The sequence below is a fragment of the Pseudomonas sp. MYb118 genome, assembly GCF_040947875.1.
Lineage (GTDB): Bacteria > Pseudomonadota > Gammaproteobacteria > Pseudomonadales > Pseudomonadaceae > Aquipseudomonas.
In genome coordinates this window covers 318,180-342,083 of the sequence record NZ_JBFRXN010000003.1, presented here as the reverse complement: position 1 = coordinate 342,083, position 23,904 = coordinate 318,180, and the positions used below count along the sequence as shown (strand labels likewise).

The 23,904-nt window shown below is 63.0% G+C and carries 18 protein-coding genes and 1 pseudogene; 4 read left to right on the top strand and 15 right to left on the bottom strand.

What is annotated here, in order from left to right:
• Positions 1–908 precede the first annotated feature (908 nt).
• The 11 genes and pseudogenes from ABVN20_RS22940 to ABVN20_RS22890 all read right to left on the bottom strand — a co-directional run bounded on the left by ABVN20_RS22940 (position 909) and on the right by ABVN20_RS22890 (position 15,590).
• The gene (locus ABVN20_RS22940; RefSeq protein WP_368558029.1) at positions 909–1,604 is read right to left on the bottom strand and encodes an anaerobic ribonucleoside-triphosphate reductase activating protein; all 696 of its coding nucleotides are present in this window, start codon (positions 1,602–1,604) and stop codon (positions 909–911) included.
• Positions 1,601–1,768, bottom strand: coding sequence for an anaerobic ribonucleoside-triphosphate reductase (gene nrdD / locus ABVN20_RS22935; RefSeq protein ID WP_368558028.1), 168 nt, complete (start codon positions 1,766–1,768; stop codon positions 1,601–1,603). Before nrdD ends, ABVN20_RS22940 begins: the two co-directional genes overlap by 4 nt.
• Before the next feature lie 31 nt (positions 1,769–1,799).
• Positions 1,800–3,815, bottom strand: coding sequence for a ribonucleoside triphosphate reductase (locus ABVN20_RS22930; RefSeq protein ID WP_368558027.1), 2,016 nt, complete (start codon positions 3,813–3,815; stop codon positions 1,800–1,802).
• Positions 3,816–4,114: 299 nt separating this feature from the next.
• A complete protein-coding gene (moaA, locus tag ABVN20_RS22925; protein WP_368558026.1) occupies positions 4,115–5,107 on the bottom strand; it encodes a GTP 3',8-cyclase MoaA in 993 nt (330 codons plus the stop codon).
• Between the two features lie 17 nt (positions 5,108–5,124).
• Positions 5,125–6,078 (bottom strand): peptidylprolyl isomerase, encoded by a 954-nt coding sequence (locus ABVN20_RS22920; protein WP_368558702.1) that lies wholly within the window; start codon positions 6,076–6,078, stop codon positions 5,125–5,127.
• A 7-nt stretch (positions 6,079–6,085) separates the two neighbouring features.
• Entirely contained in the window at positions 6,086–6,766 is a 681-nt protein-coding gene (narI, locus tag ABVN20_RS22915; protein WP_368558025.1) for a respiratory nitrate reductase subunit gamma, read from the bottom strand.
• Positions 6,759–7,514, bottom strand: a complete 756-nt coding sequence (narJ, locus tag ABVN20_RS22910; RefSeq protein WP_368558024.1) for a nitrate reductase molybdenum cofactor assembly chaperone — start codon at positions 7,512–7,514, stop codon at positions 6,759–6,761. Before narJ ends, narI begins: the two co-directional genes overlap by 8 nt.
• 2 nt (positions 7,515–7,516) lie before the next feature.
• Positions 7,517–9,055, bottom strand: coding sequence for a nitrate reductase subunit beta (narH, locus tag ABVN20_RS22905; protein ID WP_368558023.1), 1,539 nt, complete (start codon positions 9,053–9,055; stop codon positions 7,517–7,519).
• Between the two features lies 1 nt (position 9,056).
• Positions 9,057–12,831, bottom strand: a pseudogene (locus ABVN20_RS22900) (nitrate reductase subunit alpha).
• 67 nt (positions 12,832–12,898) lie between these two features.
• The gene (locus ABVN20_RS22895) at positions 12,899–14,311 is read right to left on the bottom strand and encodes a NarK family nitrate/nitrite MFS transporter (protein ID WP_368558022.1); all 1,413 of its coding nucleotides are present in this window, start codon (positions 14,309–14,311) and stop codon (positions 12,899–12,901) included.
• Between the two features lie 25 nt (positions 14,312–14,336).
• Positions 14,337–15,590: a nitrate/nitrite transporter gene (locus ABVN20_RS22890; RefSeq protein WP_368558021.1), complete on the bottom strand. Its 1,254-nt coding sequence runs from the start codon at positions 15,588–15,590 to the stop codon at positions 14,337–14,339.
• A gap of 303 nt (positions 15,591–15,893) precedes the next feature.
• Between ABVN20_RS22890 and ABVN20_RS22885 the strand changes: the two genes are divergently transcribed.
• From ABVN20_RS22885 to ABVN20_RS22870, 4 genes are all read left to right on the top strand, one after another.
• Positions 15,894–17,696, top strand: a complete 1,803-nt coding sequence (locus tag ABVN20_RS22885; RefSeq protein WP_368558020.1) for a HAMP domain-containing protein — start codon at positions 15,894–15,896, stop codon at positions 17,694–17,696.
• Entirely contained in the window at positions 17,693–18,334 is a 642-nt protein-coding gene (gene narL / locus ABVN20_RS22880) for a two-component system response regulator NarL (RefSeq protein ID WP_368558019.1), read from the top strand. Before ABVN20_RS22885 ends, narL begins: the two co-directional genes overlap by 4 nt.
• A gap of 86 nt (positions 18,335–18,420) precedes the next feature.
• The gene (locus tag ABVN20_RS22875; protein ID WP_368558018.1) at positions 18,421–19,098 is read left to right on the top strand and encodes a Crp/Fnr family transcriptional regulator; all 678 of its coding nucleotides are present in this window, start codon (positions 18,421–18,423) and stop codon (positions 19,096–19,098) included.
• 75 nt (positions 19,099–19,173) lie between these two features.
• A complete protein-coding gene (locus ABVN20_RS22870; RefSeq protein WP_368558017.1) occupies positions 19,174–19,569 on the top strand; it encodes a putative zinc-binding protein in 396 nt (131 codons plus the stop codon).
• A gap of 122 nt (positions 19,570–19,691) precedes the next feature.
• Here the strand turns inward: ABVN20_RS22870 and ABVN20_RS22865 are convergent, their stop codons facing one another.
• From ABVN20_RS22865 to ABVN20_RS22850, 4 genes are all read right to left on the bottom strand, one after another.
• The gene (locus ABVN20_RS22865; RefSeq protein ID WP_368558016.1) at positions 19,692–21,248 is read right to left on the bottom strand and encodes a methyl-accepting chemotaxis protein; all 1,557 of its coding nucleotides are present in this window, start codon (positions 21,246–21,248) and stop codon (positions 19,692–19,694) included.
• 222 nt (positions 21,249–21,470) lie between these two features.
• Positions 21,471–21,941: an SCP2 domain-containing protein gene (locus ABVN20_RS22860; protein WP_368558015.1), complete on the bottom strand. Its 471-nt coding sequence runs from the start codon at positions 21,939–21,941 to the stop codon at positions 21,471–21,473.
• Complete coding sequence (locus ABVN20_RS22855) at positions 21,935–22,825, bottom strand: U32 family peptidase (RefSeq protein WP_368558014.1); 891 nt, start codon at positions 22,823–22,825, stop codon at positions 21,935–21,937. Before ABVN20_RS22855 ends, ABVN20_RS22860 begins: the two co-directional genes overlap by 7 nt.
• Before the next feature lie 10 nt (positions 22,826–22,835).
• Positions 22,836–23,831, bottom strand: a complete 996-nt coding sequence (locus tag ABVN20_RS22850) for a peptidase U32 family protein (protein WP_368558013.1) — start codon at positions 23,829–23,831, stop codon at positions 22,836–22,838.
• Between the last annotated feature and the right edge of the window lie 73 nt (positions 23,832–23,904).

Here is a 23,904-nt window from a genome sequence, read left to right as displayed (position 1 = left end):
GCGCCAGCGAAGGGCCGTACGTCAGGGGCGTGGCGTTTTGGTGACTTTGGCGCTCCAAAGTCACCCGCCGTAAGGGCGGAACCTTAAGCGGGCCGTTACCGCAGAAATGGATATGTACACCGTAAGGCCGCCATCGCGGGCAAGCCCGCTCCTACAGAACCAAAACCGCGATCCCACAGGCGCCACAGATTGCCCCGTCGGAAGGCCGAGTGGAGGTTCTGCGCAGTGGGCAACCCGGCATGGATGCCGGGTTAGCCGCCCTCGGCCAAGGATGGCCGATGGCGGCGCGCCCACGGAGCAGGACCGGAGCGAGGGAACCCGGAGCGCCAGCGAAGGGCCGTACGTCAGGGGCCGGGCGTTTTGGTGACTTTGGCGCGACAAAGTAACCCGCCGTAAGGGCGGAACCTTGAGCAGCCGTTACCGCAGAAATGGATATGTACACCTGTAAGGCCGCCATCGCGAGCAAGCTCGCTCCTACAGAGCCAAAGTCACCCGCCGTAAGGGCGGAACCTTAAGCGGGCCGTTACCGCAGAAAGGGATATGTACACCGTAAGGCCGCCATCGCGGGCAAGCCCGCTCCTACAGAGCCAAAGTCACCCGCCGTAAGGGCGGAACCTTAAGCGGGCCGTTACCGCAGAAATGGATATGTACACCCGTAAGGCCGCCATCGCGAGCAAGCTCGCTCCTACAGAGCCAAAGTAACCCGCCGTAAGGGAGCAACAGATATGTACACCCGAAAGACAGCCATCGCGAGCAGGCTCGCTCCCACAAGGACCCCGCCGAACCAAGGAGCGAGCACGTCGAGACGTCGAACCGCGGACATTCAGTCAGCCCGCGTCATCGTTCACGACCATCGCGGGCAAGCCCGCTCCCACAAGGGCCCCGCCCAACCTTTAGGAGCGCCACGCTCAACCGCGCAAGACAAACACCGGAAACAACTCACGCATCGCGTCCCACAACTCAGGCAACAACTCCTGGGCCGAAACACTCGACAACAGCGGATCAAACATCCGTTCGGTACGCACCAGTTGCACAGCAAACCGCTTGACCCCAAGCCCACTCAAACGCTGCGCCAGCATCAACAGCCGCTCAGGCTGAAAAAGATGCCAATGCACCGTGGTGCGACATTCATAGTCCACACCGCTGGCCAGCAGATGCTCCAGGCTGCGCCAATTAGCCCTGCCGCTGCCCGCAACCTGAGTGACCGACTCACAATCCTCGGCCAACGCCTTGACGTCGAAGCCCACCCAATCGGCACCGGCCAGCGCCTTGGCAAAGGCCGCCGGCTTGATCCCGGCACTGTGCAAACCGATGCGAAACCCCATCGCCCGCACCTCATCCATGGCCGCGGGCAGGCAATCCTGCAAGGTCGGCTCGCCACCACTGAACACCACCGCATCGAGCAGATCCTGACGGCGTTGCAGAAACGCGATAACCCGCCGCCAATCCACTTCCTCGGTGCCCCGAGGCGGGATCAGTTGCGGGTTATGGCAGTACCGACAACGCCAGGCACACCCCTGGCAGAACAACACACAGGCGAGTTGCCCCGGATAGTCGATGGTGGTCAGGGGCACCATGCCCCCGACCCGGATCACTCGACTCATTGACGCCCGGCCGATGCCGAGCACTCGGTGAAGTGCACGCGCTCGCGGTGCTCGGACTGTTTGCCCGGGTTGAACGCCGACACCGGACGGTGGTAGCCCATCACGCGGGTCCAGACTTCGCAGCGTTGACGTTGAGCCTGTGGCAGGGTTTGCGATGCAGTCATGGTGAAGCTCCTTGCGGTTGAGTGGATCAAATCATTGAGCGGTGGCGGCTTTCTGCTCCTTGAGCAGCAGCGCCTCGTCGCATTTCGGGCAGAACTCGTGTTCGCCATCCAGGTAGCCGTGCACCGGGCAGATCGAGAAGGTCGGGGTCACGGTCAGGTACGGCAGGCGGAAGCGGCCCAGGGCCTTGCGCACCAGTTGCTTGCAGGCTTGGGTCGAGGAAATCCGCTCGGCCATGTACAGGTGCAGGACGGTGCCGCCGGTGTATTTGCATTGCAGTTCGTCTTGCAGCTCCAGCGCTTCGAACGGGTCTTCGGTGTAGCCCACCGGCAGTTGCGAGGAGTTGGTGTAATACGGCGCCTGGACGCTGCCGGCCTGGAGAATGTCCGGGTAGCGCTTGAGGTCTTCCTTGGCGAAACGGTAGGTGGTGCCTTCCGCCGGGGTCGCTTCAAGGTTGTACAGGTGGCCGGTTTCTTCCTGGAAACGCAGGAGCGTGGCGCGCACATGGTCGAGTACGTTGAGGGCGAACTGGCGGCCCTTCTCGGTGTGCATGCCCTCCTCGTCGCCAGTGAAGTTGCGCAGCATTTCATGCAGGCCGTTCACACCGATGGTCGAGAAGTGATTACGCAAAGTGCCCAGGTAACGCTTGGTGTACGGATACAGGCCGGCATCCATGTGTCGCTGGATCACCTTGCGCTTGACCTCCAGGCTCTCCATCGCCAGCTCCATCAGCGTGTCCAGACGCTGCAGCAGGCCGCTGCTGTTGCCCTTGAACACATGGCCCAGGCGCGCACAGTTGATGGTCACCACCCCCAGCGAGCCGGTCTGCTCGGCCGAACCGAACAGGCCGCCACCGCGCTTGAGCAGCTCGCGCACGTCCAGTTGCAGGCGGCAGCACATCGAGCGCACCTGGTTGGGCTGCATGTCCGAGTTGAGGAAGTTCTGGAAGTACGGCAGGCCGTAGCGCGCGGTCATTTCGAACAGGCGATCGGCGTTTTCGCTGTCCCAAGGGAAATCGTGGGTGATGTTGTAGGTCGGAATCGGGAAGGTGAACACCCGGCCTTTCGAGTCGCCGGCCTGCATCACTTCGATGTAGGCGCGGTTGAGCAGGTCCATTTCCACTTGCAGGTCGCCGTAGGCGAACGGCATTTCCTGGCCACCGATCACCGGGATCTGCTCCTTGAGGTCCTGCGGGCAGACCCAGTCGAAGGTCAGGTTGGTGAACGGTGTCTGCGTGCCCCAGCGCGACGGCACGTTGAGGTTGTAGATGAACTCCTGGATCGCCTGGCGCACCTCATCGAAGCTCAGTTGATCCTTGCGCACGTAGGGCGCGAGATAGGTGTCGAACGAACTGAACGCCTGGGCCCCGGCCCATTCGTTCTGCAGGGTGCCGAGGAAGTTGACCATCTGCCCCAGGGCGCTGCTCAGGTGTTGCGGCGGCCCGGCTTCGACCCGCCCCGGCACGCCGTTGAGGCCTTCGTGCAGCAGGGTGCGCAGCGACCAGCCGGCGCAGTAGCCGGCGAGCATGTCCAGGTCATGGATGTGCAGGTCCGCCTCGCGGTGCGCCTGGCCGATGGCTTCGCTGTAGACCTCGTCCAGCCAGTAGTTGGCGGTGACCTTGCCCGACACGTTCAGCACCAGGCCGCCCAGCGAGTAACCCTGGTTGGCGTTGGCCTGCACCCGCCAGTCTTCACGGTCGAGGTATTCGTTCATCGAGGTCGCCACTTCGACCATGGTCCGGCGGTCGCGGCGCAGGCGGCCGTGCTGTTCGCGGTAGACGATGTAGGCACGCATGGCGAAGAAGTAACCGGCGTCCATCAACACCCGCTCGACTCGGTCCTGGACCTGCTCGACATGCAACCTGGGCATGTCTTCCAAGCGGGCCAATACCGCCTCGAGCAAGCCCTCCACTTCGACGTCCGTGTACTCGCCGGTCGCCTTGCCCGCCGCGATCAACGCCTGGCGGATCTTGTTGGCATCAAAGGCAACCAGATCGCCATTGCGCTTGTGCAAGCGGTTACATCCCACTGAGATCAGCGTGCTGTGCATTCGGCCTCCAAACACTACATATTGATTTTTAGTAATTCAAAAACACAAGATGCTGTGAAGGGTACGGACAAAACCGGGCGATGCAATTGATCGACATCAAGATTGGGCGGGGAAAAAAAAGCCGCCCGAAAGCGGCGAGGAAAGGGAAACTTTAGAAGGGATACCGCCGACCACCGCACTCACTGTAGGAGCGAGCTTGCTCGCGATAGCGGTGCATCAGCCTGAAGTGATGTCGCCTGACGCTCCGCCATCGCGAGCAAGCTCGCTCCTACAGGGGGGGTGGTGTGCAATGGGTTATGTCACCCCCCACTCATATTCATGAACCGCACAATCTGCACCTCCCCCTGCGGGTTGAAGTCATGGCGCAGCGGTTTGCCGCGCAGTGCCTTGTGCACCGCGGCGATCACCGGCTGGTCGTCCAGCGGATAGCGACGCAGCAACCCACGCAGGTCGAGGGCGTCGTCCTGGCCGAGGCACAGCAGCAGTTTGCCCTCCACAGTCATGCGCACCCGATTGCAGGTGCCGCAGAAGTTGTGGCTGTTGGGTGAGATAAAACCGATACGGGTGTGTGGATGGCGTTCCAGGCGCACATAGCGCGCCGGGCCGCCGCTGTTTTCCGTGCTGTCGAGCAGGCCGTGGTGACGGGCAATTTCTGCCCGCACCTCGTCGCTGGAACAGAACGACTCACCACGTGAACGGCCGACATCGCCCAGGGGCATTTCCTCGATGAAACTGATGTCGATGCGCTGGTCGATGGCGTACTGCACCAACGCCGGCACTTCATCGAAGTTGCGCCCCTTCATCACCACGCAATTGAGCTTGATCCGCTCGAAACCGGCATCGCGCGCCGCTTCGATGCCGTTGAGCACCTGGTCGAGATCGCCGATGCGGGTGATCGCGCGAAACCGCTGCGGGTCCAGGCTGTCGAGGCTGATGTTCATGCGCTTGACGCCGGCGTCCACCAGGGGCCGGGCCAGCCGGCCCAGTTGCGAGCCGTTGCTGGTCATCACCAGTTCGCGCAGGCCGGGCAACGCGGCGATGTTGCGACACAGCTCGACGATACCCGGACGGATCAGCGGCTCGCCCCCGGTCAGGCGGATCTTGCGCACGCCCATGCCGACGAACACCGTGGCCAGGCGCTGCAATTCCTCCAGGGTGAGCACCTGCTGGCGCGGCAGGAAGGTCATGGTTTTCGCCATGCAATACACGCAGCGAAAATCACAGCGATCTGTCACCGACATCCGCAGATAGTCGATCTTGCGTCCAAAACCGTCTTGCATCACAGCGTTCATCACGTTGGCCTCGTCGCTTACTGCACCAATGGCGAATCAGCGCCCTGCAAATGAATGCCGCGCACATCCGCTGCACCGATCAGGGTTTGCAGGTACTGCACCAGGGCTTTTTGCCAGACACCTTGCTGCAACTGCGTGCGGATCGCCGTCGCCACCGCTTCATAAGGCAACTGCTGGCCTTCGATGCGCTGATCGACGCTGATCACATGCCAGCCGTAGCGGCTCTCCAGCGGTTTGCCGGCCAGCCCGGTTGGCAGCGTGAACAGTTGACGCTCCAGCTCCGGCACGGTCTGGCCCTTGCTGATCTGTCCCAGCGAACCGCCCTGCTCCTTCGACGGACAGGCCGAGTACTTCAGGGCCAGTTCGGCGAAGCTGCCGGGGAAATCATTAAGCCGTTGCAGCAGCACTTCGGCCTGATCGAAGGCAATGCTGCGGGCCTCGGCATCGTCCGGCGCGCATTCGAGCAGGATGTGCCGCACCGCCAGCAACGGCGCGCTGTGAAAGCGTGCGCGGTTGCTGTCGTAATACCGCTGGCTGGTTTCTTCATCCAGGTCCGGCACCTTGACCTCACGCTCGAGCAACAAGCGCGTGGCCGCCTCCTCTTCGTTTTCGCCGGCACCGACCTCGAGCGCCAGCCCGAGTTCGGCGATGCGTTGCTGCAGCAACTCGCGGATCACCAGCGCCTTGGCGGCCAGGTATACCGCCTCCTCGCGGCTCTCGGCCGGGTGATATTGCAGTTCCTGGGCCAGTGCTTCCGGGGTGATCGCCACGCCGTTGACACTGACGATCGGCCATTCCTGTTCACTGCTGGCGATCAATTGGGGCGCCGCTTCTTCAACCACCGCAGGCTCAACCGCAAGCGCCTCGAACTGCGCAGCAGGTGCAACCTCTGTCACTTCCTCGACGACCCGAGAAGACCCGCAGCCACCGCCACCCGCACCACCGCCGCCACATCCACAACCTGACATGATGACCTCCTCAGAATTTCTGCCGAACGATTTGATAACGACGTCCCAGGTACCACACTGGCGCGCTGACGATGTGCACCAGACGGGTGAACGGGAACAGCACGAACAGGGTCAGGCCCAGGAACACGTGCAGCTTGTAGGTCAGGCCCACCGGGGCGATGGACGCCGCCGCTTCCACCGGCCGCAGCATCACGGTGTTCTGCGCCCAGTCGGCGAGCATCACCATCACCGAGCCGTCCATGTGCGCGGTGGACGCGACGATGGTCAGAAGGCCCAGCAGCAACTGCGCCAGCAGCACGAACAGGATCAGGATGTCCGAGGTACTGGACGTGGCCCGTACCCGTGGGTCGGTCAGGCGACGCTTGATCAGCATCAGCAGGCCGATCAGGCACAGCACGCCGAAGAAGCCGCCGGAGACCATCGCCAGCATTTGCTTGTGCTCGGTGCTGATCACGTGGTGATAGACCGAGGCCGGGGTCAGCAGGCCGACGAAGTGACCGGCCAGCACGAACAGCACGCCGACGTGGAAGAAGTTGCTCGCCACGCGCATGCCGCGCCCGTTGAGCATCTGGCTGGAGCCGGCCTTCCAGGTGTACTGCGACAAGTCGAAGCGCGCCCAACTGCCGATCAGGCAGATCGCCAACGCGACGTAGGGATAGATCCCGAACACCAACAGATTCCACTTAGACATTGCGTGTCTCCTTGGCAGCCACCGCGGCCTGCCCTTCATGCTGAAAATCCACCCAGTGCAACGGCACTGCGCTTTCCTCGCGGGCCTTGCCCGGTGCGCCTGGCAGCGAGCCGCAACGCTCCTGCTGCTCGGCCTTGAGGAAGTCCACGGCCTCCTCTTCCCAGACCTTGTCGAGGGCTTCGAGGGAGTCGTCGCGTTTCTCCGCAGCGACCTGCTCGCGCAGATCGGCCACGGCCTGATGCGGCTCGGTGCCGGAGATCTGCAACAGCGCGCGGAAGCAACTGGCGTAGGCGCTTTCACGCTCCTCCAGGCGCGCCGCGAGCAAGGCCAGCAAGTGCGCGACGTCAGCCAGGCCCTCGCGGACCTCGCCGTCTTCGCGGGTGGAGAGAAACTCCAGGTACAGCGGGATGTAGTCCGGCAGCTCCTTGACGCCGATGGCGAACCCGGCCTCTTCGTACTGCGCCATCATGTCGACCATGGCCTGGCCACGGTCGCGGGACTCGCCATGCACGTGTTCGAACAGCAACAGCGACAGCGAGCGGCCCCGACCGAACAGCGCACCGTAGTGCTCCTGCCCGTCCATCAGGTCATTGCCGCAGATCACTTCGAGCAGCTCGAACAGCGCACCGCGCTGTTTCGGGCTGATTTCCCGGGACTCATGAATGGCCTGTTCCAGCTCATCGCGGCCATTGACCAGGGTTTCGGTCGGGTAATCGAGCAACAACGAAATCACTTTGAGGATTTGCATGCTCAGTCCTCCCACAACTGCACGGTTTTGAGGATGTCGCGACGGTTGGCCTTCTTCGCCCCGAACATGTTGGTGTCGGAACTGCCGCTGCAACCGCTGCCGAAGCTGAAGCCGCAACCGGAACGCTCGGCGAACGCGTCGCTCATGGCGTCTTCGCGGTGCGCGCTTGGCACCACGAAACGGTCTTCGTAGTTGGCGATGGCCAGGTAGCGGTACATCTCCTCGACCTGGTTCACGTCCAGGCCGACATCGGCCAGCACTTGCAGATCCTTGACACCCTCGACCTGCTCGCTGCGTTTGTAGGCGCGCATCGCCAGCAGGCGCTTGAGCGCACGCTTGACCGGTTTTTCATCGCCGGCGGTCAACAGGTTGGCCAGGTAGCGCAGCGGAATACGCAGGCTGTCGACGTCCGGGATCACCCCGTTCATGCCGACCGTGCCGGCCTCGGCAGCGTTCTGGATCGGCGACAGTGGCGGCACGTACCAGACCATCGGCAAGGTGCGGTATTCCGGGTGCAGCGGCAGTGCGAGTTTCCAGTCCACGGCCATTTTGTAGACCGGCGAGCGCTGGGCGGAGTCGATCACCGACTGCGGCACACCGTCGGCCAGGGCCTGGCGAATCACCGCCGGGTCATTCGGGTCGAGGAAGATCTCCAGTTGCTTCTCGTACAGGTCCTGCTCGTTGGCGGTGCTCGCCACTTCGCTGATGCGGTCGGCGTCATACAGCAGCACGCCGAGGTAGCGGATGCGGCCGACGCAGGTTTCGGCGCAGACGGTCGGCATGCCGGCTTCGATCCGTGGGTAGCAGAAGATGCACTTCTCGGATTTACCGCTTTTCCAGTTGAAGTAGATCTTCTTGTACGGGCAGCCGCTGATGCACATCCGCCAGCCACGGCATTTTTCCTGGTCGATCAGGACGATGCCGTCTTCTTCACGCTTGTAGATCGCGCCGCTCGGGCACGACGCCGCGCACGCCGGGTTGAGGCAGTGCTCGCACAGGCGCGGCAGGTACATCATGAAAGTGTTTTCGTACTCGCCGTAGATGTCCGCCTGGATCTTGTCGAAGTTCTTGTCCTTGCGACGCTTGGCGAATTCGGTGCCGAGGATTTCCTCCCAGTTGGGGCCCCACTCGATTTTCTCCATGCGCTTGCCCGAAACCAGCGAGCGCGGACGCGCCACCGGCTGGTGCTCGCCCAAGGGCGCGGTGTGCAGGTGCTGATAGTCGAAGTCGAACGGTTCGTAGTAATCGTCCAGGCTCGGCAGGTCCGGGTTGGCGAAGATGTTCGCCAGCACGCGGAACTTGCCGCCGATGCGCGGGTTGATCGAGCCGTTGGCATTGCGGATCCAGCCGCCCTTCCACTTGTCCTGGTTTTCCCATTCTTTCGGGTAGCCGATGCCGGGCTTGGTTTCCACGTTGTTGAACCAGGCGTATTCCATGCCTTCACGGCTGGTCCAGACGTTCTTGCAGGTGATCGAGCAGGTGTGGCAGCCGATGCACTTGTCCAGGTTGAGGACCATGCCGATTTGTGAGCGAATTTTCATCTCAGTTCTCCTCGATGTCAGTCGGCAGTGGACGCGGCAAGGCATCGCCGTCGGTGCCATCGAGCCAGTCGATTTTGGACATTTTGCGCACCACCACGAACTCGTCACGGTTGCAGCCAACGGTGCCGTAGTAGTTGAAGCCGTAGGCCTGCTGGGCGTAGCCGCCGATCATGTGAGTCGGCTTGAGCACCACCCGGGTGACCGAGTTGTGGTGGCCGCCACGGGTCTTGGTGGTCTGCGCGCCGGGCACGTTCACGATGCGTTCCTGGGCGTGGTACATGATCACCATGCCGTCCTTCACCCGCTGGCTGACCACCGCACGGGCGGTCAGCGCACCGTTGGCGTTGAAGCACTCGACCCAGTCGTTGTCCTCGATGTTGGCGCGCTTGGCGTCGTTCTCCGACAGCCAGACGATCGGACCGCCACGGCTCAGGGTGAGCATCAGCAGGTTGTCGGTGTAAGTGCTGTGGATGCCCCATTTCTGGTGCGGGGTGATCCAGTTCAGGACGATCTCGACTTCACCGTTGCCACGTTTGCCCTTCACACCGGCGATGGTGCGGGTGTTGACCGGTGGGCGGTAGTTCATGAACTGCTCGCCGAACGCCTGCATCCACGGGTGATCCTGGTAGAACTGCTGGCGACCGGTGATGGTGCGCCACGGGATGTCTTCGTGGACGTTGGTGTAGCCGGCGTTGTAGCTGACGTGTTCATCCTCGAGCCCCGACCAGGTCGGGCTGGAGATGATCTTGCGCGGCTGCGCCTGGATGTCGCGGAAACGGATCGCCTCGTGGGCCTTGGACACCGCCAGGTGGCTGTGGTCGATGCCGGTGAATTCCGACAGCGCCGCCCAGGCCTTGACCGCGACATGGCCGTTGGTTTCCGGGGCCAGCGACAGGATCACTTCGGCGGCGTCGATGGCGCTGTCGATTTTTGGCCGGCCCTGGCTGACACCGGCGGCGGTTTCGTGGTGGTTCAGCTCGCCGAGGAATTCCACTTCCTCTTCGGTGTTCCAGTTGATGCCCTTGCCGCCGTTGCCGTGTTTCTCCAGCAGCGGACCGAGCGAGGTGAACTGCTTGTAGATGTTGGTGTAGTCACGCTCCACCACTTGCAGGTTCGGTGCGTTCTTGCCGGGCTGTGGGGCCACGCCGGCGGTTTTCCAGTCGGTGCCGCCGAATGGCTGGGCCAACTCGCCCACGCTGTCGTGCATCAACGGCACGGTCACCAGGTCTTTCTCGACGCCCAGGTGCCCTTCGGCCATAGCCGAGAACGCCTTGGCGATGCCTTTGTAGATTTCCCAGTCGGAACGCGATTCCCACGCCGGGTCAATGGCCGCCGACAGCGGGTGAATGAACGGGTGCATGTCCGAGGTGTTCATGTCGTCTTTTTCGTACCAGGTTGCCGTCGGCAACACGATGTCGGAATAGACGCAGGTCGAGGACATGCGGAAGTCCAGGGTGGTCACCAGGTCGAGCTTGCCGATGGCGCCCTGATCGACCCATTCGGCTTCTTCAGGCTTGCAGTCGCCAACCTGGCCGATGTCTTCGTTCATCACCCCGTTCTTGGTGCCCAGCAGGTACTTGAGCATGTACTCGTGGCCCTTGCCCGAGGAGCCCAGCAGGTTGGAACGCCAGATGAACATGTTGCGCGGGAAGTTGACCGGGCTGTCCGGCTGTTCGCAGGCGAAACGCAGCGAACCGTCCTGCCACGACTTGACCACGTAGTCTTTGGGATCCATGCCGGCGGCCGCAGCGTCGCGGCAGATGTGCAGCGGGTTGGTATTCAGTTGCGGTGCGCTCGGCAACCAGCCGGCGCGCTCGGCGCGGATGTTGTAGTCCAGCGCGTGCTCGGGGAACTGCGACTTGTCGGCCAGTGGCGAGAGGATGTCGTGCATGTTCATCTTCTCGTGGCGCCATTGCGAGCTGTGCCCGTAGAAGAAGCTGGTGCCGTTCATCTGCCGTGGCGGACGGTTCCAGTCCAGGCCGAAGGCCAGCGGCAGCCAGCCGCACTGCGGACGCAGTTTTTCCTGGCCGACGTAGTGCGCCCAGCCGCCACCGGTCTGGCCGACGCAACCGCAGAGCATGAGCATGTTGATCAGCCCGCGGTAGTTCATGTCCATGTGGTACCAGTGGTTCATCGCCGCACCGACGATGATCATGGAACGGCCACGGGTCTTGTCGGCGTTGTCAGCGAACTCACGGGCGATCTGGATGGCTTTCTCACGGCTCACGCCGGTGATCTGCTCCTGCCAGGCCGGGGTGCCGGGCACCGAGGCGTCGTTGTAGTCCTTGGCGACGTTGGCGCCACCCAGGCCACGGTCGATCGCCAGGTTGGCGGCCGAGAGGTCGAACACGGTGGCGACCTTGGCCACGCTGCCGTCGGCCAGGGTCACACTGTGCACCGGTACGCGGCGGTATTGCACGGCGTCACCGGCCACGTGCTGAAAGTGCTCCTGGGACTCACCGGCAAAGTACGGGAACGCCACTTCGGCGACGTCTTCGCCGATCAGGCTGAGCTTGAGGTCGATCTCGCGGCCTTCGCCGCCTTCACGGGGCAGGATGTTCCACTTGCCCTTCTCGCCCCAGCGATAGCCGATGGAGCCTTGTGGCGAGACCAGTTCGCCATTGGCATCCAGGGCGATGGTCTTCCATTCCGGGTTGTTGTCCTGGCCCAGGTTGTCGGTCAGGTCGCTGGCGCGCAGGAAACGGTCCGGTTCGATAGCCACCGGCCTGGTTGGCATCGGCGGTCGGTTTGAGCAACACCAGCACCGGCAAGTCGGTGTAGCGCTTGGCGTACTCGGTGAAGTAGGCGCTCGGCTTGTCCAGGTGGAATTCTTTGAAGATCACATGGTTGAACGCCTGCGCCAGCGCCGCGTCGGTGCCCTGTTTCGGGTTGAGCCACAGGTCGGTGAGCTTGGCGACTTCCGAGTAGTCCGGGGTGATCGCCACGGTCTTGGTGCCCTTGTAGCGCACCTCGGTGAAGAAGTGCGCATCCGGGGTGCGGGTCTGCGGAACGTTGGAGCCCCAGGCGATGATGTAGTTGGAGTTGTACCAGTCGGCCGATTCCGGCACGTCGGTCTGCTCGCCCCAGACCATCGGCGAGGCTGGCGGCAGGTCGCAGTACCAGTCGTAGAAGCTCAGGCACACGCCACCGATCATCGACAGGTAACGGGCACCGGCGGCGTAGCTGACCATCGACATCGCCGGGATCGGCGAGAAGCCGACCACGCGGTCGGGACCGTAGGTCTTGATGGTGTAGACGTTGGAAGCGGCGATGATCTCGTTGACTTCATCCCAGCTCGAACGGATGAAACCACCCATGCCGCGCTTGCTCTTGTACGAGTCGGCCTTGGCCTTGTTCTCGACGATGCTCGCCCAGGCTTCCACCGGCGCCATGGTCAGGCGCGCCTCGCGCCACAGCTTGAGCAGCGGCTTGCGGATTTTCGGGTACTTCAAGCGGTTGGCGCTGTAGATGTACCAGCTGTAGCTCGCACCGCGCGGGCAACCACGGGGTTCATGGTTGGGCAGGTCGTTGCGGGTACGCGGGTAGTCGGTCTGCTGGGTTTCCCAGGTGATCAGGCCGTTCTTGACGTAGATTTTCCACGAGCACGAGCCGGTGCAGTTCACCCCGTGGGTGGAGCGCACGATCTTGTCGTACTGCCAGCGGGAACGGTAGACGTTCTCCCAGTCGCGGGACTCCTTGCGGGTCTCGCCATGCCCCTCGGAAAACTCGTTTTGCTTGCGATTGAAAAACCGCAGTTGATCCAGTAAATGACTCACAGTTAAGTCCTCTCAGGCTTGCTGCGGGGTTCTGCGCCCCGCCCACGCAATGGTTATTCGGGTCGTATCAGCAGGGGTTCGCGGCGCCTTTGCGCGCGTAGCACCACCAGGTCACGACGATGCAGCTCAGGTAGAAACCGACGAACATGTAGAAAGCCATCTCCGGGCCACCGGTCTGGGCCATCGACGTGCCGAAGGATTTGGGAATGAAGAACGCACCGAAGGCGCCCATGGCCGAGCTGAAACCGAGTACGGCGGCAGACTCTTTACCGGCATCTTTCAGCGCCTGGTCACGCACGGCCTGGGATTTGCCGGCCGAAGCTTTTTCGTGCTGGGTGCGGAAGATCACCGGGATCATGCGGAAGGTGGAGCCGTTGCCGATGCCGGTGGTGATGAACAGCAGCATGAACATGCCGAGGAAGCCGTAGAAGCTGCCGCCTTGCGCGGCTTCGCCGGCGTGGCTGGTCGGCAGGAAATGCAGCACACCAAAGACCATCACGATCATCAGCACGAAGTTCCACAGGGTCACCCGCGCACCACCGAGCTTGTCCGCCAGCCAGCCACCCAATGGGCGCACCAGGGCACCGACCAGCGGGCCGAGGAAGGCGAATTTCAGGGCGATAACGTCCGGGAACGAGGTCTTGATCAGCAGCGGGAACGCCGCCGAGAAGCCGATGAACGAGCCGAAGGTCGCCAGGTACAACCAGCACATCAGCCAGTTGTGCTTGCGCTTGAAGATCACCGCCTGCTCGCTGAACGAAGCACGGGCGCTGGACAGGTCGTTCATGCCGAACCAGGCGAACACGGTCACCAGGACAATGAACGGCACCCAGATGAAGCCGGCGTTCTGCAGCCACAGCTCGCCACCGTCGGCCAGGGTCTGCGGCTTGCCGCCGAGGAAACCGAACAAACCGAAGGTGATCACCAGCGGTACGCAGAACTGCATCACCGACACGCCCAGGTTACCCAGGCCGGCGTTCAGGCCCAGTGCGGTGCCCTGCTGCGACTTGGGATAGAAGAAGCTGATGTTGGACATGCTCGAGGCGAAGTTGCCGCCACCAAAACCGCAGAGCAAGGCGATCCACACGAACACGCTGTACGGGGTGCTCGGGTCTTGCACGGCAAAGCCCATCCACAGCGAAGGGATCAGCAAGGATGCGGTGCTCAGGGCGGTCCAGCGCCGGCCACCGAAGATCGGCACCATGAACGAATAGAACACGCGGAAGGTGGCGCCGGACAAGCCCGGCAGCGCCGCCAGCCAGAACAGCTGGTCGGTGCTGAAATTGAAGCCGATGGCATTCAGGCGCACGATCACCGTGCTCCACACCATCCATACGGCGAAGGCCAGCAACAGCGCAGGAATGGAGATCCACAGGTTGCGCGTGGCGGTCTTCTTACCGCTGCTGCCCCAGAACGTCGGGTCCTCGGGGCGCCAGTCGTGGATGACCGGGCCTTTGTCAGGCTTTTGCAGAACGGACATGGTGTTCTCCTTCTAATACTCGAATTCAGGAACGAGGCAGCGGTGGCTCTTTACCGAGCACCGGGCTCTTGCGTACTTCGCTGAGGTACATCCAGATCAGGGACACCCAGACCACCCCGTACAGCAACATGAAGCAGGAGGAGCGCACGCCGGTGAGGTCCACCAGGGCGCCGAACATGATCGGCAGGACGAAGCCGCCCAGGCCGCCGGCCAGGCCGACGATGCCGGACACCGCGCCCATGTTTTTCGGATAGTCGTTGGCGATGTACTTGAAGACCGAGGCCTTGCCGAACGCGAAGGCGATGCCCATGACGAACAGCAGCACGGTGAACAGCGCCGGGTTGAGGCCGATGTGGAAATCCACCGGACCATTGATGGTTTGCACTTGCAGCTGGGTTTGCGGGTACGACAACAGAAACAGGCAGATCCAGCTCACCCACAGCACCCACCAGGTCACGCTCTGCGCGCCCCAGCGATCGGACATCCAGCCGCCGACGGCACGCAGCACGCCGCCGGGCAGGGAGAAACAGGCGGCCAGCAGCGCCGCGCTTTGCAGGCTGAAACCGTATTCCTGCACGTAGTACTTGGTCATCCACAACGCCAGGGCGACGTAGCCACCGAAGACGATCGAGTAGTACTGGCAGTAGCGCCACACGGCCGGGTCTTTCAGCGACGCCAGTTGCTCGCGCAGGGTCGCGCCGGAAGCGCTGCGGTGCGCCTTGTTGTCAGCACTCAGGAACCAGAACAGCAGCGCGGTAATGAACAGGATGGCGCTGAAGACCTTTGGCACCAGCTGCCAGCTACCGGCCGCAATCAACGCCGGGGCGAGGAACTTGGTCACCGCGGAACCGGCGTTGCCGGCCCCGAACACGCCCATGGCAAAACCCTGGCTGTCCTTGTCGAACCACTTGGCGACGTAGGCGATGCCCACCGAGAACGAACCACCGGCCAGGCCGACGAACAGGCCCAACAGCAGAAATTGCCAGTAGGCGGTGGCGTGGCTGATCAGGTAGAGCGGGCCGACGCAGCACAGCATCAGCAGGAAGAACACGATGCGCCCGCCGAAGCGGTCGGTCAGCAGGCCCAGCGGCAGGCGCACCAGGGAACCGGTCAGCACCGGCGTGGCGGCCAGCAGGCCGAACTGGGTTTCGTTGAGCTGCAGCAGTTCCTTGATAGGAACGCCGAGCACGGCGAACATCATCCAGACCATGAAACAGACAGTGAAGGCCAGGGTACTCATACCCAACACCAAGCCTTGTTGTACACGGGGTTGGCTCACGATGTTCTCCCAGTCAGTTAGCCATGGCCGCAGACTAAAGAGCCCTACCCCGCAAAAACTTGATCTGCATCAAAGTCGACCCTGTGGCTCCAGGCCTATGCTGGGGCCATCTACCTCTTTGGAGGTAGGCTAGGAAAAGCCTGAAACCCTTGGTTTATCAGTGTTTTGGCATTTTCCACCCAGTGTTCTGTCGACAGGGATTCGTCGACAACTCTTTAGAGGTAGCGTGCCCGGGATCGGGCGCCCACTTACCCTGGAACGCCCCATGCCTTGTTTTTTCGTGTTCTGCCAAGGTCAGCGGTCATGATCCGCTGGTTACGCAGTTCCCTGCCCGCCCGCGCCGGCCTGGCGGTGATCCTGATCGCCGTGCTCGCGCTGGCCAGCTCCTTGAGCGCCGGCCTGATCGCCTGGTTCAGCCAGGGCGATGCCGCCGCCATCAACACCGCAGGCTCGGTGCGCATGGAGACCTACCACCTGAGCTGGAAACTCGCCGCCAGCGCCCCCGCCGCCGAAATCGCCGAGATCAGCGCCAGCCTGCAAGGGCGCCTCAACAGCCAGTCGCTCAAGGCGGTGCTGGAAGATGGCCCGACCACCGCGCTGCAAGTCAGTTACGGGCAGCTCCAGCAACAGTGGCGCGAAGTGCTGCACCCGGCGCTGGAGCGTGGCGACGCGGCGGCGTTCGAGGCCCAGGCGCAGCCCTTCGTCGAACGACTCAACGAGTTCGTCAGCCTGCTGCAACGGCGCAGCGAACAAAAGCAGGGCTGGCAACAACTGATCCAGGGCATGGCGCTGTTCTCCACCATGTTCATCCTGCTGATCGGCCTGTATGAATTGCAGTACGGCGTGGTCTCGCCGCTCAAGGAACTGGTGGACGCCACCGGGCGTTTTCGTCGCGGCGATTTCCAGGTGCGGGTCAACCATCAGTCCGATGACGAGCTGGGCCAGTTGGCCACCAGTTTCAATGCCATGGCCGAGACCATCGAGCAATCCCACCGCACCCTGGAAAGCCAGGTGCAGCAGAAAACCCTCAACCTGCAACAGGCCAACGCCGCGCTGGAGCTGCTGTATCAAAGCAGCCGCAACCTGGCCACGCGCCTGGCCAATGCCGAAGGGCTGGACGACCTGATCCGCCGCTTCCAGCAACGCCTGCCCGGCCTGCGCCTGTCGCTGTGCCTGCAAGGCCAGGAGCAAGCCCCCGCGCAGCAGTTGATCGCCCTGCACGGCGCCAACAGCCGTGAAGTCTGCGCCAGCAGCGATTGCGCCACCTGCGAGCGCCACCACAACACCAGCCAGCAGACTTTCAGCATCAGCAACCAGGGCAGCCAACTGGGCGAACTCAAGGCGCACTTCATCGACGGCCATCCGACCCAGGCCTGGGAAACGCAATTGATCCAGGCCTTGGCCAACCTGATCGGCACCTCGCTGTCGCTCAAGCGCCAGCGCGAGCAGGACCATCGCCTGCTACTGCTCGAAGAGCGCACGATCATCGCCCGCGAGCTGCACGACTCGCTGGCCCAGGCGCTGTCGTACATGAAGCTGCAAGTCAGCCGCATGCAGACCCTGATGCGTCGCGGCGAGCCGGTGCAGACTCTGGAGAACGTCACCGCAGAATTGCGCGAAGGCCTGAATAATGCCTATCGCCAGTTGCGCGAGCTGCTGACCACCTTCCGCTTGCAGATTCACGATGCCGGGCTGGTCCAGGAACTCAAGGACGCCGCTGCGGAGTTCACCCGCCGTGGCGAGTTCAAGGTGCACCTGCACGTCGACACCCTGGCCTTCGAGCTGTCGGCCACCGAGCAGATCCACATCCTGCAAATCACCCGCGAAGCCCTCTCCAACTGCCTGCGCCATGCCCATGCGCAGAACGCCTGGCTGGAGCTGCGCCAGGACGGCGAAACCGTGCGCCTGTCGATCGAGGACGACGGCCGTGGTTTCAGCGGCAACGTCGACCAGCGCGAACACCACGGCCTGAACATCATGGATGAACGGGCGCGCAGCCTGCGCGGGCATTTACACATTTTTTCCAGGGAACCCCAGGGCACCCTCGTCCAGATGGAGTTCCTCCCGGAGTTTCTCGGACGGCACACAGAAGGTAGCGTCGCATGAACACCCAACACCGAATCCTGCTGGTCGACGATCATCCGATGATGCGTCGCGGCATCCGCCAGATGCTCGAACTCGAAGATGACTTTATGATCGTCGGCGAAGCCAACCACGGCGAAGAAGCCCTGACCCTGATCGAGCCGCTGCAACCGGACCTGGTGCTGCTCGACAACAACATGCCGCAAATGAACGGCATCGAGACCCTGCGCCACCTGCGGGCGATGAACTACACCGGCAAGGTGCTGATGTTCACCGTGTCCGATGCCGAGGACGACATTCGCGACGCCCTGCGCCTGGATGCCGACGGCTATTTGCTCAAGGACATGGAGCCTGAGCTGCTGATCCAGTACATCCGCGATGCCATGAACGGCACGCTGGTGGTCAGCCCCGGACTGACCCGGGTCATGGCCCAGGCCCTGCGCTCACCGCCACGCCAGGTGGTGGTGGAGCTGACCGAGCGCGAGCGCCAGGTACTCAAGACCATCGCCGCGGGCCTGAGCAACAAGGTGATCGGGCACCGCCTGGGGATCACCGAAGGCACGGTCAAGGTGCATGTGAAGAACCTGCTGCACAAGCTCGGCTTGCGCTCGCGGGTCGAAGCGGCCGTCTGGGCCATGGAGCACCTGCACAGTGCGGGTTGAAACGCATGCCTCCTTGGAGGTAGGCCGGCAGAGGCATAGGTCAAGCGGCCTGCGCTCTCTACTATGAGCGACAGCGGAGGTACGCCATGCTGACCCACCCATCCATCGTTTTAACGTTGCGCCGTCATCACCTGTTCAGCCAGTTGCCGGAGAAGGTCTTCGAAGAAGTCTGCTCCCTGGCCATGCTCAAGCGCCTGAGCTGCCACAGCACACTGATGCACCAGGGCGACCCGGCCAAGCGCTTCTTCCTGCTGATCAGCGGCCAGATCAAGCTGTACCGGCTGACCGGCGAAGGCCAGGAAAACCTGGTGGAAATCATCCAGGCCGGCCAGACATTCGCCGAAGCCCTGCTATTCAGCCAGGCCCGCCAGTACCCGGTCAGCGCCACGGCGCTGAAAGACAGCGTGCTGGTGAGCATCGACGGCCAGCACTATCGCAATGCCCTGGAAGATGCGCCGAAGGTCTGCCTGGCGATCCTGGCGAGCATGAGCATTCACTTGCACCTGCGCCTGCGCGACATCGACACCCTGACCATGGCCAGCGCCAGCCGGCGGGTGATCAACTTCCTGTTGCAGGAACGCCACCCCACCACCGGCCAGATCACTTTGCAGGTGTCCAAGCGCCTGGTGGCGTCCAAGCTGGGGATCCAGCCGGAGACGTTCTCGCGCATCCTGCATCGGCTGGTCGAGTGCGAGCTGATTGCGATGGAGCGGCGCAACATCCGCCTGCTGGCCGATGAAGAGGCGCTGGCGGCGTTCCAGTAGGCGAAATTGATTGCAATCAATTGTGTAACGCCGCGCAGCTTGCACACTGGGACAATTCACCACAGGAGAGTCCCCATGCCCCCTTCAACGCTGCCGCTGGTTTACTCCTGCTCGGGCTGTTCCAACGTCGCGCAACTGGCCAACAACCTGGCCGTGCGCCTGGACCGCAGCGGGGTCGCGGAAATGTCCTGCATCGCCGGCCTCGGCGGGCATGTCGGGTCGCTGGTAAACAAGGCGCGTTCGGGACGGCGGATCTACGCCCTCGATGGCTGCCCGTTGCAGTGCGTGGAGAATTGCCTGAAGCAGCATGGGTTGCACGCCGATGTGCACCTGATTCTCAGCCATTACGGCTTGCGCAAGCGCTATGGCGAGGATTGCACCCAGGAGCAGAGTGACCAGTTGTTCGAGGGGATCCGGCAGTTGATTGTCAGTGATGGGATGCAGCATGAGACTCGGGCGCAGGCTCGGTAATTACATCTTCACTGGATGTACCGGCCTCATCGCGGGCAAGCCCGCTCCCACAAGGTTCTCGGTGTTCTCAAAACCTGTGGGAGCGGGCTTGCCCGCGATGAGGCCAGGCCTGCCAACCAAGGTCAGACCGTGAATTTCCCAACCAACTCTTCCAGCTCATGCCCCAACCGCGCCAGTTCGACGCTCGAAGCGGCGGTTTCTTCGCTGGCGTTGGCGGTCTGATCGGAAATATCGCGCACATTGATCACACTGCGGTTGATCTCTTCGGCCACCGCACTCTGTTGCTCCGCAGCCGTGGCGATCTGTTGGTTCATCGCCTGGATGGTCGACACCGTGCGGGTGATGCCTTCCAGCGAATCCACCGCCCGCCGGGTGAATTCGACGCTGCTCTGGCTCATGTCCAGGCTGGTGTCCATGCTCGTGGAAACGGCCAGGGTGCTGCTCTGGATCCCGCCGATCAGGCCTTCGATTTCCTCGGTGGACTGCTGGGTGCGGCGGGCCAGGTTGCGCACTTCATCGGCCACCACGGCAAAGCCGCGCCCCGCTTCGCCGGCGCGGGCCGCTTCAATCGCTGCGTTCAGGGCCAGCAGGTTGGTCTGCTGCGCCACGGCCTTGATCACGTCCAGTACGCCGCCGATCTTGTCGCTCTGCCCTTTCAGGTGCGCCACGGCCTTCGCCGAACCGCCGACTTCCTCCGCCAGGCGCTCGATGCGCTCGATGGCGTCGCCCACCACGCGCTCACCTTCTGAGGCCTGCTGATCGGCCGTTGTAGCGGCGCGGTAAGCCTCTTCGGCGTTGCGAGCCACGTCCTGCACCGTCGCGGTCATCTGGTTCATGGCCGAGGCGACATGGTCGGTTTCCATTTTCTGGCTGTTGACCCCGGCGCTGGTCTGCTCGGTGACCGCCGACAACTGCTCGGCGGCGCTGGCCACCTGGACCACGCTGTGGCGAATGCCGCCGATCAACTGGCGCAAGGCCAGGGTCATCTGTTGCAGGCTCGACTGCAGTTGGCCGAGCTCGTCGCGCCGGTCAACCTTCACGTCGTGGCTCAGATCGCCCTGGGCCACGCGCGACATGGCTTGAAGGGTGTGGCCCAGCGGGTCGACGATCTGCCGGGTGATGATCCAGGCCGTCAGGGCGCCGATCACCAACGCCAGCGCGCCGATCCCTGCCAGTAATGACTTGGCAGTCGTCGAGTCAGCATCGCGCTTGCTGTTCTGCGCCTCGATCAGTTGCTGGGAAGTGGTCAGCAGATGATCGCCCAATTGTGCCAGGCGACCGTATAAGGCTTTGGCGTCGCTCGCGGGCTGGCTCAATTGAGGCAAGACCTGCGCGTATTCTTTGACCACCTCAATCTGCTGCGCCAGTAATGCCTTGTCGGTGGGCGTGGTGTAATGCCCCTTGATACCGTCCAGATGAGCCGCCAGCCGCTCAAGAACCTGGTGAATGGGCCGCAAGGCGTCCGCCTGAGTATTGTTGCCCGCCCGCAGACGCTCGATGCGCAACTCTCTTGTGTATTCACCGACCTTTACGATGTTCTCGATCTTCACCCCTCGCTCGGTCAGTGTGCTCAATGCATGCCAGCCAGCGATGACCAACAGCAATGTCAAAGCCAATACGAGGCCAAAACCCAGTGCCAACTTGGCACCGACGCGGATATTCCTGATCCCTGTAAACATAACAACTCCAGATAGCCATTGTTGTACTAACTGGTGTTTATATCGGTTATGAAGGGTGTTCTCTTGAGGAGACTTTAGTCGCCGGTTTGAAGAGCCGGGGTATCGAATGGGCTGGCTGGTGAAACTGGTGGCCTCATCGCGGGCAAGCCCGCTCCTACAATTGATCGCATTCTCCTGTAGGAGCGGGCTTGCCCGCGATGAGCCGGTCATGCTGGCGGCGACTTATTGGGTGGCCAGGCCCTTCCCCGCCCGCTCAAGGTTGCGCCATAGCCACACCGGCAACACATCCGGGTCGAGGCTGTCGATCAGGTTCTTCAGCGCCAGACCCAGCTCGGTATCGCCCTCGATCACCAGGCGGCGACGGAAGAACAGCGTGTCAGGGTCTTCCTGGCGGCTGGCCAGGAGCAGGAACTCGCGCCAGTTGCCGCTGATGGTCACGTGGGCTTCGGCCTGTTCAGCGATGCGCAGGCCTTCGCGGTTGAGGGTCATGAACCAGGACAGGCCCAGGTCCGGAATGCGCAGGCACAGCCAGCGCCCGCGCAGCATTTCGAACTGGCCGTCGCGCAACGGCTCGGCCAGGCAGCGATTCAGCGCTTGTTGCAGGGCCAGGCGCTGCACCACGAACGGCACGCGGCGCACCAGCGGCAGCAGGCGATCGGCGCCCTTCAACAGCCACTTCTTGCGATTCAGCACAGGCCCACCTCCTCGACACGCAACATGCCGGCCTGGCCGTGCCAGTAACCGTTGCAGCCGTCGACGAACAACGGCGGCGTTTCACCGGTGAGTACCTTGTGATAGGCGGCGATGACTTCGCTCATGCCCTGGGCACGCGGGCTCAGGCGCAACAGGTCAGCGCCACAGGCGACCAGCCCGGAGTAATCGGCAAGCAGGTTGGTGACCTCCGCCGACATGGTCTGGATGCCGTTGAGGGTGAACAGCGGCTGGCCCTCCTGGCTGGTCAGGGTCATGCCATCGGGGTAGTTGAGGCAGCAGAACTGGCAGTCGTCCTTCGGCCGGTTCTCTGCGCGAGCGGTGAAGCAACGCGCCGAATAAGCCAGCGGCAGATGCCCATAAGCGAAAATTTCCACCTCCGGCACCGCATGCCCCAGTGCCTGCACCTGCTCGATCACATCGCGGATCAGCACCGCCGAGCATTCCACCGGCGGCACCCAGCGGGTCATGCCGCTCTCAATCATCTGCCCCAGCGAATGGCCGTTGTACAGGTTGAGCGCCGGGCCGCCGACGAAGGGGAACTTGCGTTCGGCGAGGAACTGCACCGCGCTCATGTCGTTGGCTTCCACCAGCAACTGGCCGTTGTCGCACAGGCGGCGCACGCTGGACAGCTCCGAGGCCGCCTCGATCAACGTCAGGCTGGACATCACCAGTTGCGCCTGGCTGCACTCCTGCAATTCGCGGCCAAGCCCCAGCCACTGGTCGAGGGAAAAGGCCCGGCGTTTCGAGCAGACGGTTTCTCCCAGGTAAATCACGTCCAACGGTTGGCTCGACATCTCGGCGTAGAAGTTGCCGAGCTGCGCTTTGTCCCAGTAATACAGGACCGGTCCAAGGCTGAGTTTCATGTTCTCTCCCTCATTGCCATGATTGATGGTAGGCGCCCAGGGTGGTCTGGCTGCCTTCGGACAGGCCGGCCAGCACCTTGCGCCATTCTTCCTTGACCCGGAAGCTGCCCGGCGAGCCCCGATGGGCGTCCAGGGCGGCGCGCCACACCCGCGTGACCTGCTCGACGTAGGCCGGGCTGCGTTGCCGGCCCTCGATCTTCACCGCCTCCACGCCAATGGCGTTGAGCTCCGGCAGCAGGTCCAGGGTGTCGAGGCTGGTGGGCTCTTCCAGGGCATGGAAGCGCTTGCCCTCGACCAGGAAACGGCCCTTGCACAAGGTCGGATAGCCGGCGGGTTCGTCCGGGGTGTAGCGGTCGATCAGCACTTCGCTCAGGCGGGCACTCAGGCCATCGCTGTCTTCGCTCCAGCGCACCGCCTTGGCCGGCGAGCACACGCCGCACAGGTTCGGCGATTCGCCAGTGATGTAGGACGACAGGTGGCAACGCCCTTCGGCCATGATGCACAGGCTGCCGAAGCCGAAGACTTCGATCGGCACGGTACTGCTGGCGGCGACCTGGCGCACCTGGGCCAACGACAACACCCGTGGCAGCACGGCGCGGCGGATGTCGTAGCGCTGGGCGTAGAACGCCAGCGCCGTGGCATTGGTGGCCGAGCCCTGCACCGACAGGTGCAGGTTGAGATTGGGGTGACGCTTGCTGGCGTAATTGAGCACGCCGGGGTCGGCGGCGATCAGCGCATCCACGCCGAAATCGGCGGCACGATCGACCGCCCGTTGCCAACGCTCCCAGCCCTTGGGCTGCGGGTAAGTGTTGACCGCCACGTAGATTTTGCGCTGGTGCTGGTGGATGTGGGCGACGGCGGCGTCGAACTGTTTGTCGTCCATGTTCAGCCCCGCAAAATGCCGGGCGTTGGTGTCATCGCGAAAGCCGACATACACGGCATCGGCGCCTTGGCGCACCGCCGCTTTCAGCGCAGGCAGGTTCCCTGCCGGGCAGACCAGTTGCATGGGTAATCCTCGTGAAGAAACGCCTGCGGACCGTCGTCGGGTGTGTCTGGCGCGAGGGTCCGCACCTGCGTAA

What these genes read in the sequence shown, in the direction of transcription:
- ABVN20_RS22940 (WP_368558029.1), bottom strand. Translation starts at nt 1,604, where the DNA reads ATGAGTCGAGTGATCCGGGTCGGGGGCATGGTGCCCCTGACCACCATC.
- nrdD (WP_368558028.1), bottom strand. Translation starts at nt 1,768, where the DNA reads ATGACTGCATCGCAAACCCTGCCACAGGCTCAACGTCAACGCTGCGAA.
- ABVN20_RS22930 (WP_368558027.1), bottom strand. Translation starts at nt 3,815, where the DNA reads ATGCACAGCACGCTGATCTCAGTGGGATGTAACCGCTTGCACAAGCGC.
- moaA (WP_368558026.1), bottom strand. Translation starts at nt 5,107, where the DNA reads ATGAACGCTGTGATGCAAGACGGTTTTGGACGCAAGATCGACTATCTG.
- narI (WP_368558025.1), bottom strand. Translation starts at nt 6,766, where the DNA reads ATGTCTAAGTGGAATCTGTTGGTGTTCGGGATCTATCCCTACGTCGCG.
- narJ (WP_368558024.1), bottom strand. Translation starts at nt 7,514, where the DNA reads ATGCAAATCCTCAAAGTGATTTCGTTGTTGCTCGATTACCCGACCGAA.
- narH (WP_368558023.1), bottom strand. Translation starts at nt 9,055, where the DNA reads ATGAAAATTCGCTCACAAATCGGCATGGTCCTCAACCTGGACAAGTGC.
- ABVN20_RS22895 (WP_368558022.1), bottom strand. Translation starts at nt 14,311, where the DNA reads ATGTCCGTTCTGCAAAAGCCTGACAAAGGCCCGGTCATCCACGACTGG.
- ABVN20_RS22885 (WP_368558020.1), top strand. Translation starts at nt 15,894, where the DNA reads ATGATCCGCTGGTTACGCAGTTCCCTGCCCGCCCGCGCCGGCCTGGCG.
- narL (WP_368558019.1), top strand. Translation starts at nt 17,693, where the DNA reads ATGAACACCCAACACCGAATCCTGCTGGTCGACGATCATCCGATGATG.
- ABVN20_RS22875 (WP_368558018.1), top strand. Translation starts at nt 18,421, where the DNA reads ATGCTGACCCACCCATCCATCGTTTTAACGTTGCGCCGTCATCACCTG.
- ABVN20_RS22870 (WP_368558017.1), top strand. Translation starts at nt 19,174, where the DNA reads ATGCCCCCTTCAACGCTGCCGCTGGTTTACTCCTGCTCGGGCTGTTCC.
- ABVN20_RS22865 (WP_368558016.1), bottom strand. Translation starts at nt 21,248, where the DNA reads ATGTTTACAGGGATCAGGAATATCCGCGTCGGTGCCAAGTTGGCACTG.
- ABVN20_RS22855 (WP_368558014.1), bottom strand. Translation starts at nt 22,825, where the DNA reads ATGAAACTCAGCCTTGGACCGGTCCTGTATTACTGGGACAAAGCGCAG.
- ABVN20_RS22850 (WP_368558013.1), bottom strand. Translation starts at nt 23,831, where the DNA reads ATGCAACTGGTCTGCCCGGCAGGGAACCTGCCTGCGCTGAAAGCGGCG.